Genomic DNA, 13292 nt, shown 5'->3' with positions numbered 1-13292 from the left:
AAACGCCCGTAATAACTCATTGCGCCACGGTATGATTTCGCCCTTAACTTATTGAAGGATGACTTCAGGCAAGGAGCGACCATGCTGCAACAGGTTCCAACGCGTGCTTTTCATGTGATGGCGAAACCGAGCGGTTCCGATTGTAATCTGAACTGTGACTACTGTTTTTATCTCGAAAAACAATCCCTTTACCGCGAAAAGCCAGTCACGCATATGGACGATGACACGCTGGAAGCGTATGTCCGTCACTATATCGCTGCCAGCGAAACCCAAAACGAAGTGGCTTTTACCTGGCAGGGCGGCGAACCAACGTTACTCGGGCTGGATTTTTACCGCCGTGCCGTGGCGCTACAGGCGAAATATGGTGCTGGCAGGAAGATAAGTAACAGCTTCCAGACTAACGGCGTTCTGCTTGATGACGAATGGTGTGCATTTCTGGCAGAAAATCATTTTCTTGTAGGGTTATCGCTGGATGGTCCGGCTGAGATCCACAATCAATATCGCGTGACCAAAGGTGGCAGACCCACGCATAAGCTGGTGATGCGTGCCCTGACGCTCCTGCAAAAACATCATGTCGACTATAACGTGCTGGTCTGCGTCAATCGCACCAGTGCGTTACAACCTTTGCAAGTCTATGATTTTCTGTGTGATGCAGGCGCTGAGTTCATCCAGTTTATTCCGGTGGTCGAGCGCCTGGCTGATGAAACGGCTGCTCATGCTGGACTTAAGCTACATGCTCCCGGCGATATTCAGGGCGAACTGACGGAATGGTCGGTACGCCCCGATGAGTTCGGTGAATTTTTGGTGGCGATATTCGACCACTGGATCAAACGCGACGTCGGCAAGATTTTCGTGATGAATATCGAATGGGCGTTTGCCAATTTTGTCGGTGCGCCAGGAGCGGTTTGCCATCATCAGCCAACCTGTGGGCGCTCGGTGATTGTTGAACACAACGGCGACGTTTACGCCTGCGATCACTATGTTTATCCGCAATATCGACTGGGGAATATGCTTCAGCAGACAATTGCAGAAATGGTAGATTCCCCGCAACAGCAGGTGTTTGGTGAAGATAAATTTAAGCAGTTACCGGCGCAGTGTCGCAGTTGCAACGTGTTAAAAGCGTGCTGGGGAGGCTGTCCGAAACACCGCTTTATGCTCGATGCCAGCGGCAAACCGGGGCTGAATTATTTGTGTGCCGGGTATCAGCGTTATTTCCGCCATCTACCGCCATATCTTAAAGCAATGGCTGATTTGCTGGCGCACGGTCGTCCGGCCAGCGACATTATGCAGGCGCATTTGATGGTGGTGAATAAGTAAAAAAGCGGCCATTTTGTGGCCGCCTGCGGTTGATTGTCGGATGCGTCAGCATCGCATCCGGCAAAGGTAGATCTCAGCGATAGCGCCGGCTTAATCAGATTTAATCTGTGCGCGTGGTGGATATTTTTTCAGGATCTCCATATACGCGTGCATTTCGGTCTGTAGCGGTACACCCATTGGGATATGGCGCACGCCGATGGAGTCGCTTTCCTGCGGATCGGTGTACAGGTTAAACACAGACGATCCCGCCGTTTGCATTACTGTGCCGGTGAATCCACCCTGATACCCGCTCTGGGTATACGCGTACGGTTGCTGGATCAGGACGTGATACTTGAACTCATCCATACGCACAGCAGAAAGTTTACCGTTGAGGAAGTAGTGCTCGGCCTTACGGTTAGACTGACCATTTGTTCCCAGGAAGAAAGATGTCTGGTCCACACCATCGATAAAGGTGGTTTTCGGTACTAAATTCGCTACTTTCGCCCCAGGATGCCCCGCCAGATCCAGCGCCGTAGGGAAGAGATCCGCCAGATCGACAATGCCGTCAGATTTACGCGGTTGGATCATGCCTTTCCAGTAAACGAAGGTTGGCACACGAACACCGCCTTCCCATGTAGAACCTTTCGCACCGCGGAACGGCGTGCGACCGTGCGGCGGAACTTCGGCTTCCGGACCGTTATCAGAGGTGAACACAATCAGTGTGTTATCAAGCTGACCGTTTTTCTCCAGTGCTTTATACAGATTGGCGAAGATATCGTTCATCTCCACCATGCAGTCGCCGTAAGAGGTGCGCGCCGGAGAGCTACCCGCATATTTCGCATTTGGGTAGTTATCGAAGTGACAGCCGCGAGTGCCGTAGTAGAGGAAGAAAGGCTTATCGCTCTTCGCCATCTTGTCGAGGAACTTAACGCCATATTCCATCCAGCGTTGATCCAGGTCTTCCATATATTTCGGCGTAATGTCGGCAATGGCTTCCTGTTCACCGCCGCGCACGGCATGAACGTCATCTTTGCTGAACGGCAGTTTTTGGATGTATTCAGAACGATCCGGGCTCAGGGCGACTTCCGGGTTGACATGAACATCACGCCATTCGGTATACATATCGGACACCGAGTTAAAGCCGCGGAAATCATCAAAGCCAACGTTCTGCGGCTGCGACTCTTTGTTTTCCCCCATATGCCATTTCCCGATGGCCTGAGTGACGTAGCCCTGATCGTGCAGCAACTGCGGCAGAGTGGTTAACCCTTGCAGACCGCCCGGTTGCCCGTACATTGGCGGCATCAGAATGCCGTGGTGGATGGAGTATTGTCCGGTAAGAATCGTGGCGCGGGTTGGGGAAGAACTCGGTTGAGAATACGCCGAAGTTAAAATCAGCCCCTGGCTGGCAACGGCATCGATATCTGGTGTAGGGTTACCCACCGCCACGCCACCGCCGTTAAAGCCAACATCCATCCAGCCCACATCATCCAGCAAGAAAACAACCACGTTCGGTTTCTTACCGGTTTTTTTCTCAAGTTCTGCCAGCTTCTGCTGGGTTTCTTTGTCTTGTGCAGGATGCTGCATCACCGGCATCATGTTGTCGGCAATAGTGGTCGCCGGTTTAACCAGATACTGGTTTGGGTGATCGTATCCGGCAAAGCCTTTGCGTGCGGTGGCGGTTGATGGGGTATCTGCTGCGCTGGCCATGAGTGGAAGAGCGGCGGCGACAGCCACAACAAGAAGTTTGGGTGAAAACGAAAATTCCATGCAAAATGCTCCGGTTTCATGTCGTCAAAATGATGACGTAATTAAGCATTGATAATTGAGATCCCTCTCCCTGACAGGATGATTGCATAAATAATAGTGATGAAAATAAATTATTTATTTATCCAGAAAATGAATTGGAAAATCAGGAGAGCGTTTTCAATCCTACCTCTGGCGCAGGTGATATGTAAGGCGGTGATGTTATATCGCGTTGATTATTGATGCTGTTTTTAGTTTTAACGGCAATTAATATATATGTTATTAATTAAATGACTTTTATTATTCATTATATATATGTGTAGAATCGTGCGCAGGAGAAATATTCACTCAGGAAGTTATTACTCAGGAAGCAAAGAGGATTACAGAATTATCTCATAACAAGTGTTAAGGGATGTTATTTCCCGGTTCTCTGTGGCATAATAAACGAGTAGATGCTCATTCCATCTCTTATGTTCGCCTTAGTGCCTCATAAACTCCGGAATGACGCAGAGCCGTTTACGGTGCTTATCGTCCACTGACAGATGTCGCTTATGCCTCATCAGACACCATGGACACAACGTTGAGTGAAGCACCCACTTGTTGTCATACAGACCTGTTTTAACGCCTGCTCCGTAATAAGAGCAGGCGTTTTTTTATGTATCAGAAAGGTCCCGGAGGTGCTTGCCTCCGGGTGAGAAAGAACTACTGTGGCGGGTTGTTCTGCAACGTTAACATCAAACCGTCGCGGCGCATCGCTGCAGCTTCTTCTGGTTTGTGCAGTCTGTCCAGCGCGTCGGCAAGCCATGCGTAATCGTAGGCGTCCGGACGTTGTTTCAGCGCTGCGCGGAAGGCGAGCGATGCTTCCTGCCATTCTCCGTGCTTCATCAGCGACTGACCCAGTGTGCTCCACAACAGCGGGCGATCGCCGACGTTTTTGATTTGCTGGCGCAGCACTTTTTCAAGCTGTTCCGGGTTATTGGTTTTCAGACGCGGGATCGGCAGCAGTAGGCGATCGTCATACTGGCGTTTCAGGCCGTCGATGATAATTTGCTGGGCAGTATCATGATCGTCACATTCAATAAGATGTTCCGCCATTGCCACCTGCAACGCCACCTGATGACGCGTTTTCCGGCTTTGGTTTTTCCACCAGTTACGCAAACCTTCGCTACCGTTATCGGCACGCGCCTGATCCATCAGGCCAATCCATGCCTGTTGTTCCAGCATTGCACGATGTTCTTCATCGCCAACGTGGGTTTTCGCCATTGATGGGATGATATCCAGCAGCGAACTCCATGCACCAGTGCGGATATACGCCTGTTCCGCCAGACGTAATACTTCCGGATGGCGTGGCGTAACTTCCAGCAGCTTATCCACGCCGTGGCGTGCAGCATGGTTTTTATTACGGGCCAGTTGAAGACGTACACGGGTGATTTCTACCGGAATGGTGTCATTGCCGGCCAGCTCCGCTGCGCGTTCCAGATGTTGGTTGGCGCGTGCTTCATCACCACGTTGTTGCGCGGCTTCGGCAGCCAGTAGATAGTTCACCACCGGTTGTTCAGCGTGATCGGCATTTTTCGCCATCAGCTTTTCAACTTGCTGATAATCGCCTTCCGCTAGTTTCAGCAGCGCCTGTTCGGTCTGCTTACGGGCACGGCGACGCTTACGTCCGACAAACCACCCACGGGTGTGTGCGCCTGTGCGGAAGATCCGCCGCAGTAGCCACTCAATGGCAAACAGCACTACCATCGCCAGAATCAAAATAATCGCCAGGCCAGTGACGCTGGTTTCAATATTGTAGTTGTCGGTCTGAATCAATACGTAACCCTGATGACCGGCAATCATCGGGCCAACCACTATCCCCGCAATCAGCAAAACAAAGAGCAATAACACTTTTAGCATGGTTATTCTCCTTGCGGCGCGGCTGCCGGAGTATCAGCTTGCGGTGCAGGTGCAGGTGCAGGTGCAGGTGCAGGTGCAGGTGCAGGTGCAGGTGCAGGTGCAGGTTTAGCTTCCGTTGTCCCCGCTGCCGGTTGTGCCAGCAGGTTACGCACGCGAGTCTGCATCAGTTTTTCCAGCATCGCCTGGCTTTGCAGGGTTTCCGGGAGATCCATCGAGATATTTTGCTGGCTTAACTGGTCCACCTCGTCGAGGAACGCTTTGGTGGTGGCATCATCAGTATCGTAGTAAGCACGTACCCAGGTGGAGACGTTCTCCAGCGCCTGGCGATAAGTCTCTTCCTGATGACGCGGTACGGCTTGTGCCGCGACCAGCAGGCGGGAGCGAATATTTTCGCGCAGATAGATATCCTGATTTGGCGCTAACAGCGGTACGGCGGTGTCATCACGACGGCGAATCGTAATGAAGTTGTCCATAAAGTTCTGCCAGCTTTTTTGCAGATTGATACGCCATTCGCTGATGGAACTGGAAAGCTCTTCACCGTCGGAATCCATCGGCGAACCATCGCTGTCATTATCAGCCAGACGCAGGTTATCTACCTGATTTGAAAGCTGATTAAGCTTAAGGATGATGCCGTCATAATCCACCTGCGATACCGCAGAAAGGCTGGCGATATCATCGGTAATTGCCCGACGAACGGTAATCAGACTCGGGTCATTCATATCCGCCAGGCTGGCATCTGCACTTTTCAGCAACGCTGCAGCGGTCGTGACGTCTTGATCGCTCCACAGCTTCCGTCCTGCGAGTTTCACCAGAAAATCGGCCTGAGCCAGCAGCCAGGTTTTAGCATCGCTGCCGGAAATGGTGGCGACCTTTTGTTGGACTTCATCCAACTGTTTTGCCAGCGTTTCTTGCTGACGATTCGCCTGTTCAAGCTGCGTAGCCTGTTGCTTGATAATGCCTTCCAGCTCGGCTTTTTGGCTCTCCTGGGCTTTTTGCAATGCCGTCAGTTGGTTAGCCAGGGCATCGCTGGTGGCGGTCTGATTGACGGCCTGTTGTTTACCCCAGCCATACAAACCGACGCCCGCCGCCAGAGCAATAGCAATAGCCACCGCGCTGAGAATCAATGCGGTATTGTTCTTACTCTTTTTTTCTGTTGCGACAGGTTGTGACGTGGTGTCCACGGCCTCCCTGGTCTCTTCAACCACGGCGGAGGTTTTTTCTTGTTCCGTCATTATGGCTTCCTGTTATGAGAGTTATTGTAATGCCCGTAAAAGCGCATCGTTGTCAGCGTTATCGGCGACCTTAATGTCTTGCCAGCCCAGTTCCCGGGCGAGTTTCGCCAAACGCTCACTGACGACCAATAGTCGACAGTGTAGTAACCAGTGCTCACGATACCATTGTGGGATCAGCGACCAGAGTTGCTGCAACATTTCACCGCTGGTAACAACGACCGTCGTCACCTCGCGGGATTGCCAGCGCATCGCTTCTTCTGCACCATCGTAATGGATTGCGCATCGTTGATAACATTCACAAAAAGTGACCTCAGCACCGCGCGCCGTCAGGGTATCCCCAATTAGCTCACGACCGCCATTGCCACGTAATATCAGCGCACGTTTGCCCGCAATATTTTGTAATTCAGGTAATTGTAGCAAGACTTCGCTGATTTCCCGATCCTGCGGGTAGAGAATCTTCTGTCCGCTTACGGTATGTAGCGCCAGTGCGGTGGTGCGTCCAATGGCGAAATAATCAGGTAGTCGGGGCCATTTACGATCTTGCTGATGCAGCTGTGATTGGGCAAAAGCAACCGCGTGTTGCGAGAGGGCAAACAACAGATCCCTCTCCCCCAGCGCTGCAAGTTGATCAGCAAGTTGCGGTAATTGTCGACCCGGAGAAAACTCAATCAGCGGAAAATGCCAGGCCACCTGCCCCAGTGTGCGCAGACGGCTCACTAACTCTTCTCCAGCGGGAGACGGGCGGGTGACCAAGATACTCATGCCGGGGCGTCTCCGTTATAGACTTCAGCAAGGATCTCGCGCGCGCCGTTATTCAGTAGCTCTTCTGCCAGCGAAATCCCCATTTGTTCGGCATCTTGCGGCGCACCGCGGCGTTCACCGCGAATAATCTGCGAACCGTCCGGCGCGCCGACCAGCGCACGCAGCCAGATTTCGCCATCAATAAGCTCGGCGTAGCTACCAATTGGTACCTGACATCCGCCTTCGAGACGGGTATTCATGGCGCGTTCTGCGGTAACGCGCAGTGCAGTTTCGTGGTGATTCAGCGCGGCAAGCAGCTCGCGAGTGCGTGTATCATCAAGGCGGCATTCAATGCCCACCGCACCTTGTCCTACCGCCGGAAGAGAAATCTCGGGTGGCAACGCGGCGCGAATGCGTGACTCCAGACCTAAACGTTTTAGTCCGGCTACGGCAAGAATGATGGCATCGTATTCGCCGTTATCCAGTTTGCTCAGGCGAGTGCCGACGTTGCCGCGCAGGGAGCGGATAATCAGATCCGGGCGGCGTTCAGCCAGTTGGCACTGGCGACGTAAACTGGACGTCCCGACGATACTGCCTGCCGGTAACGCATCCAGACTGTCATAGTTATTGGACACAAAGGCATCGCGAGGATCTTCACGCTCACAAATAGTGACCAGTCCCAGACCTTGCGGGAATTCAACCGGCACATCTTTCATTGAATGTACGGCGATATCGGCGCGATTTTCGAGGAGCGCGACTTCCAGCTCTTTTACAAATAAGCCTTTTCCGCCTACTTTCGCCAGCGGCGTATCAAGAATCACATCGCCGCGCGTCACCATCGGTACCAGTTCAACGACCAGGCCCGGATGGCTCGCCATCAACTTGTCTTTGACATAGTGTGCCTGCCAGAGTGCAAGTGGGCTTTGGCGTGTGGCAATTCTTAAAACATTGTCTAACATGCTTGTTACCGTCATTATCATCCGTGGTCCATCCTAACATCCTTGCCAGAGCGATGTCAGTGTTGTGGTGAAACGTAGACGCCTGCGCAAACCGTAAAATGAGGTCTGGCAGTGGATCCTGACAGGCGTTTCACGCCGTCGTAATAAGGAATTTACAGAGAATAAACGGTGCTACACTTGTATGTAGCGCATCTTTCTTTACGGTCAATCAGCAAGGTGTTAAATTGATCACGTTTTAGACCATTTTTTCGTCGTGAAACTAAAAAAACCAGGCGCGAAAAGTGGTAACGGTTACCTTTGACATACGAAATATCCCGAATGCCGCGTGTTACCGTTGATGTTGGCGGAATCACAGTCATGACGGGTAGCAAATCAGGCGATACGTCTTGTACCTCTATATTGAGACTCTGAAACAGAGACTGGATGCCATAAATCAATTGCGTGTGGATCGCGCGCTTGCTGCTATGGGGCCTGCATTCCAACAGGTCTACAGTCTACTGCCGACATTGTTGCACTATCACCATCCGCTAATGCCGGGTTACCTTGATGGTAACGTTCCCAAAGGCATTTGCCTTTACACGCCTGATGAAACTCAACGCCACTACCTGAACGAGCTTGAACTGTATCGTGGAATGTCAGTACAGGATCCGCCGAAAGGTGAGCTTCCAATTACTGGTGTATACACCATGGGCAGCACCTCGTCCGTAGGGCAAAGTTGTTCCTCTGACCTGGATATCTGGGTCTGTCATCAATCCTGGCTTGATAGCGAAGAGCGCCAGTTACTACAACGTAAATGCAGCCTGCTGGAAAGCTGGGCCGCCTCGCTGGGCGTGGAAGTTAGCTTCTTCCTGATTGATGAAAATCGCTTCCGTCATAATGAAAGCGGCAGCCTGGGGGGCGAAGATTGTGGCTCCACCCAGCATATACTGCTGCTTGACGAATTTTATCGTACCGCCGTGCGTCTCGCCGGTAAGCGTATTCTGTGGAATATGGTGCCGTGCGACGAAGAAGAGCATTACGATGACTATGTGATGACGCTTTACGCGCAGGGCGTGCTGACGCCAAATGAATGGCTGGATCTCGGCGGCTTAAGCTCACTTTCTGCCGAAGAGTACTTTGGTGCCAGCCTTTGGCAGCTCTATAAGAGTATCGATTCCCCATACAAAGCGGTGCTGAAAACACTGCTACTGGAAGCCTATTCCTGGGAATACCCCAACCCACGACTGCTGGCGAAAGATATCAAACAGCGTTTGCACGACGGCGAGATTGTATCGTTTGGCCTCGATCCTTACTGCATGATGCTGGAGCGTGTTACTGAGTACCTGACGGCGATTGAAGATTTCACCCGTCTGGATTTAGTACGCCGCTGCTTCTATTTAAAAGTGTGCGAAAAACTCAGCCGTGAACGCGCTTGCGTAGGCTGGCGTCGTGAAGTGCTAACCCAGTTAGTGAAAGAGTGGGAATGGGACGATGCTCGTCTGGCAATGCTCGATAACCGCGCTAACTGGAAGATTGATCAGGTGCGTGAGGCGCACAACGAGCTGCTCGACGCAATGATGCAGAGCTACCGTAATCTGATCCGCTTTGCGCGTCGCAATAACCTTAGCGTCTCCGCCAGTCCGCAGGATATCGGCGTACTGACGCGTAAACTGTATGCCGCGTTTGAAGCATTGCCAGGTAAAGTGACGCTGGTAAACCCGCAGATTTCGCCCGATCTCTCGGAGCCGAATCTGACCTTTATTTATGTGCCGCCGGGCCGGGCTAACCGTTCAGGTTGGTATCTGTATAACCGCGCGCCAAATATTGAGTCGATCATCAGCCATCAGCCGCTGGAATATAACCGTTATCTTAATAAGCTAGTGGCCTGGGCGTGGTTTAACGGCCTGCTGACCTCGCGCACCCGTTTGTATATTAAAGGTAACGGCATTGTCGATTTGCCTAAGTTGCAGGAGATGGTCGCCGACGTGTCGCACCATTTCCCGCTGCGCTTACCTGCACCGACACCGAAGGCGCTCTACAGCCCGTGTGAGATCCGCCATCTGGCGATTATCGTTAACCTGGAATATGACCCGACAGCTGCGTTCCGCAATCAGGTGGTGCATTTTGATTTCCGTAAGCTGGATGTCTTCAGCTTTGGCGAGAATCAAAATTGCCTGGTAGGTAGCGTTGACCTGCTGTACCGCAACTCGTGGAACGAAGTGCGTACGCTGCACTTCAACGGCGAGCAGTCGATGATCGAAGCCCTGAAAACTATTCTCGGCAAAATGCATCAGGACGCCGCACCGCCAGATAGCGTGGAAGTCTTCTGCTACAGCCAGCATCTGCGCGGATTAATCCGTACTCGTGTACAGCAACTGGTTTCTGAGTGCATTGAACTGCGTCTTTCCAGCACCCGCCAGGAAACCGGGCGCTTCAAGGCGCTGCGCGTTTCTGGTCAAACCTGGGGCTTATTCTTCGAACGCCTGAATGTATCGGTACAGAAACTAGAAAATGCCATCGAGTTTTATGGCGCTATTTCGCATAACAAACTGCACGGCCTGTCAGTGCAGGTTGAAACCAATCACGTCAAATTACCGGCGGTGGTGGACGGCTTTGCCAGCGAAGGGATCATCCAGTTCTTTTTCGAAGAAACGCAAGACGAGAATGGCTTTAATATCTACATTCTCGACGAAAGCAACCGGGTTGAGGTGTATCACCACTGCGAAGGCAGCAAAGAGGAGCTGGTGCGTGACGTCAGTCGCTTCTACTCGTCATCGCACGACCGTTTTACCTACGGCTCAAGCTTCATCAACTTCAACCTGCCGCAGTTCTATCAGATTGTGAAGGTTGATGGTCGTGAACAGGTGATTCCGTTCCGCACCAAATCTATCGGCAACATGCCGCCTGCCAATCAGGATCACGACACGCCGCTATTACAGCAGTATTTTTCGTGATGAGCGTGCCGGAAAGCGAGGCTTATCCGGCATGCAATCTTAGCGGAAACTGACTGTTTCACCCGCCTGCTGCGTCGCCGCCTGTTCCAGCAAATCCCAGAAGGTTTCGCCGCTACGATCGCAAATCCACTCATCGCCTTTCATATCAAAATGGTAGCCGCCCTGTTTGGTTGCCAGCCACACCTGGTGCAGCGGTTCCTGACGGTTGATAATGATTTTGCTCCCGTTTTCAAAGGTAATGGTCAGTACACCGCCGTTGATTTCGCAGTCGATATCGCTATCGCCATCCCAGTCGTCCAGACGCTCTTCAATGGTCAGCCACAGTTGATCAGCCAGGCGATGAAATTCACTGTCGTTCATTGTTGTATCCTGTTTTTAAGTGATGGCGGCAGTATAGCGGCATGGGGTCAGGGCTTCAAAGTTTGCTCAATGTCTGGTGTTTTGTAGCACTCTTCCTCCGTCTTCAGGATGATGATGTCATCATTGGATGAAAACATGTTCTGATCCAGATTACGTGTCCTGGCCGGACAGGGCGATGCGGTTCGATAAAGTTGGCTACCGATCCAGGTATAAACATAGCGATTGTCATAAGCGAAACGTTCGGTGGTTTTCAATGGTCCATCAATAGCAAAAATTTGAATATCATCGCGTAAACGGGAAGAGCGCATAAAGTAACCATGGCCTTTCCCGGCGTTAATTCGTTGTTTCAGGAAAGGTGCAGAAGAGTCGAGCGTTATTATTTCCAGGGTGTCTTCACCAAAAGGAGACAATTTCGCAATGTACAGATGATTTTTGTACTGCGCGACACGATCGGTGATGGGATGAAATGCTTTCGGGTCAATATCGGGGAGTTTCTCCCATTGACTCCATTGCTGGTCTGTAGAGCGAAGCTTACGCCAGCTAACATCGGTTTCGCCGACGAGAAAAGAGCCTTCGCCATCAGAATATTGAGCAATGTTAACGGATGAGTTATAGGGGATTCCCGTTGGAATAAACGCACCATCCTCAAGAAGTCTGCCGTCAAGCTCACCACTACGGTAGTTTGCCCAATAGCCATATCCTGAATCTTTGGTTTTCCATTTCACCCGCACGGCTTTGGTATTGGGAGTTGGGTAGCGCCAAAGCTGTGAGCCATCGAATGCGTAAACATAACGATCGTCGTGTGCATACCATTTCTTGTAATGGGGGCTATCGCTAAGGTGAGCCTCATGCTCGTCAGGAACACGATAATCCATCAGGATAAGCGGCCCGGAAGACTCGAATACCTGGAGGCCATCTTCTTCTTCACCATCAGCTGGTAATTTGGTCAATAAATAGCCGTGAGTTCTTCCCGCGTTAAAGCGTTTATCTATCACCAAACCAGGATTATCCAGTGTGACGATATCTAGCCTATTTTCGCCAAATTCCGTTTTTTTGATGGTGTACAGCTTGTCCTGATACTGAGCAACGGTATTACTAAGAGGGTGAAATTGTTCTGGATCGAGGCCGGGTAGGACTTCTTGCTGACATTCTGGCCCTTTGCGCCATGAAACAAAGTGTTCCTGTAAATTGAACGTTGCACAGCTATTTGCCCTATCTTTGTCCAGATTTCCCTGATTCAGCACTTTACGCTGCAGCCCGTTTTTATCACGCCAGGTTAATAACGAACTGGGCATCCAGCGCACGACAGTAAATGTCTCTGGGTCGGCTGTAAGCTGTTCGCCATTGATTATGATTTTGGTCCGTGTACGGGCTAACGTATCCCAGGGGCCAAATGGTACGGCAACGCAGGGGTTAAACTCGGCGGAAAACTTTCCTCGCCGATCCCAGGACTTTTGCGCCAGCACACGGAAACTCTCGGGGTCAGCGAGGCGATGCCCATTGATATACAAGAAATTAGCGTCACGTAATATCAGCCCCAGTAAGTCAGGTTTCCAGGGGGAACGGAATTTCACCTGATGCAGCGTTTTGATATCTAGACTATTTTCTCCGCCATTGTCATCGGTGCGCTTGCCTTCAAAATAGAGACTGTGTTTATCTGCGGCAAAATCACCCCATGCCTTGAACGAGGCGACATCGACGGGAGGTGTGCCGGGAGGGTTTTGCACAACTTCACCCGCGTAGAGGATATTGCGACCATCGCTATGCCAGGAATAATGAGGATACCAGGCCTGTGCGCCCTCATAGAGGTAGTCGGTTGTCAAATCAGTCAGAGGCGGTTCTTTATCCCATTCGTCTAGTGTTGTCGGGTCTATTAATAAATTGGGTAAACGGCGCAAACTTTTGTAATTCACGTCAGGAAGAGAAAGATTTGTTTCTTTATAAGGGCGCAGGTATACCACGCCTTTTCCCTGTTTCTGGTAAATATTATGTTCAGGCGCGGAAAGCCGACATCCCCATGCCGACGATAAAAACAATGAACAAGACAACAAACAAACCACATTGCGATAGTGCATAAAGCCATCCTGGCGCGAGGTGTTGATCATGAAACTACCCGTTAAAAATAATGA

9 protein-coding genes are annotated in these 13292 nt (G+C 51.3%); 2 read left to right on the top strand and 7 right to left on the bottom strand.

From position 1 onward, the window contains the following. The first annotated feature begins 81 nt into the window (after positions 1-81). Entirely contained in the window at positions 82-1317 is a 1236-nt protein-coding gene (locus ACJHYR_RS20505) for an anaerobic sulfatase maturase (protein ID WP_000941553.1), read from the top strand. A gap of 90 nt (positions 1318-1407) precedes the next feature. Here ACJHYR_RS20505 and aslA read toward each other — a convergent pair whose 3' ends face one another. From aslA to hemC, 5 genes are all read right to left on the bottom strand, one after another. Continuing rightward, entirely contained in the window at positions 1408-3063 is a 1656-nt protein-coding gene (gene aslA / locus ACJHYR_RS20500) for an arylsulfatase AslA (RefSeq protein WP_000395858.1), read from the bottom strand. A gap of 678 nt (positions 3064-3741) precedes the next feature. Further along, positions 3742-4938 (bottom strand): protoheme IX biogenesis protein HemY, encoded by a 1197-nt coding sequence (gene hemY, locus ACJHYR_RS20495; RefSeq protein WP_059328036.1) that lies wholly within the window; start codon positions 4936-4938, stop codon positions 3742-3744. A gap of 2 nt (positions 4939-4940) precedes the next feature. Beyond that, entirely contained in the window at positions 4941-6170 is a 1230-nt protein-coding gene (gene hemX, locus ACJHYR_RS20490) for a uroporphyrinogen-III C-methyltransferase (protein WP_000139072.1), read from the bottom strand. A 21-nt stretch (positions 6171-6191) separates the two neighbouring features. Then, complete coding sequence (gene hemD / locus ACJHYR_RS20485; protein WP_000026054.1) at positions 6192-6932, bottom strand: uroporphyrinogen-III synthase; 741 nt, start codon at positions 6930-6932, stop codon at positions 6192-6194. Next, entirely contained in the window at positions 6929-7870 is a 942-nt protein-coding gene (gene hemC, locus ACJHYR_RS20480) for a hydroxymethylbilane synthase (RefSeq protein WP_001303155.1), read from the bottom strand. Before hemC ends, hemD begins: the two co-directional genes overlap by 4 nt. 386 nt (positions 7871-8256) lie before the next feature. Between hemC and cyaA the strand changes: the two genes are divergently transcribed. After that, complete coding sequence (gene cyaA, locus ACJHYR_RS20475; protein WP_000281696.1) at positions 8257-10803, top strand: class I adenylate cyclase; 2547 nt, start codon at positions 8257-8259, stop codon at positions 10801-10803. A 39-nt stretch (positions 10804-10842) separates the two neighbouring features. Here cyaA and cyaY read toward each other — a convergent pair whose 3' ends face one another. Together cyaY and ACJHYR_RS20465 are read right to left on the bottom strand one after the other, a co-directional pair. Beyond that, the gene (gene cyaY, locus ACJHYR_RS20470; RefSeq protein WP_000999950.1) at positions 10843-11163 is read right to left on the bottom strand and encodes an iron donor protein CyaY; all 321 of its coding nucleotides are present in this window, start codon (positions 11161-11163) and stop codon (positions 10843-10845) included. Between the two features lie 47 nt (positions 11164-11210). Continuing rightward, positions 11211-13238 carry a hypothetical protein gene (locus tag ACJHYR_RS20465; protein ID WP_410233138.1) on the bottom strand — a complete coding sequence of 676 codons (2028 nt, stop codon included), beginning with the start codon at positions 13236-13238 and terminating at the stop codon, positions 11211-11213. Between the last annotated feature and the right edge of the window lie 54 nt (positions 13239-13292).

The organism is Escherichia sp. WS1450 (assembly GCF_046487395.1).
Lineage (GTDB): Bacteria > Pseudomonadota > Gammaproteobacteria > Enterobacterales > Enterobacteriaceae > Escherichia > Escherichia coli.
Note: the sequence above shows the minus strand (reverse complement) of the source record. Positions and strands in the feature narration are given on the sequence as shown.

What these genes read in the sequence shown, in the direction of transcription:
- hemD (WP_000026054.1), bottom strand. Translation starts at nt 6,932, where the DNA reads ATGAGTATCTTGGTCACCCGCCCGTCTCCCGCTGGAGAAGAGTTAGTG.
- hemX (WP_000139072.1), bottom strand. Translation starts at nt 6,170, where the DNA reads ATGACGGAACAAGAAAAAACCTCCGCCGTGGTTGAAGAGACCAGGGAG.
- cyaY (WP_000999950.1), bottom strand. Translation starts at nt 11,163, where the DNA reads ATGAACGACAGTGAATTTCATCGCCTGGCTGATCAACTGTGGCTGACC.
- aslA (WP_000395858.1), bottom strand. Translation starts at nt 3,063, where the DNA reads ATGGAATTTTCGTTTTCACCCAAACTTCTTGTTGTGGCTGTCGCCGCC.
- hemY (WP_059328036.1), bottom strand. Translation starts at nt 4,938, where the DNA reads ATGCTAAAAGTGTTATTGCTCTTTGTTTTGCTGATTGCGGGGATAGTG.
- ACJHYR_RS20505 (WP_000941553.1), top strand. Translation starts at nt 82, where the DNA reads ATGCTGCAACAGGTTCCAACGCGTGCTTTTCATGTGATGGCGAAACCG.
- hemC (WP_001303155.1), bottom strand. Translation starts at nt 7,870, where the DNA reads ATGTTAGACAATGTTTTAAGAATTGCCACACGCCAAAGCCCACTTGCA.
- ACJHYR_RS20465 (WP_410233138.1), bottom strand. Translation starts at nt 13,238, where the DNA reads ATGCACTATCGCAATGTGGTTTGTTTGTTGTCTTGTTCATTGTTTTTA.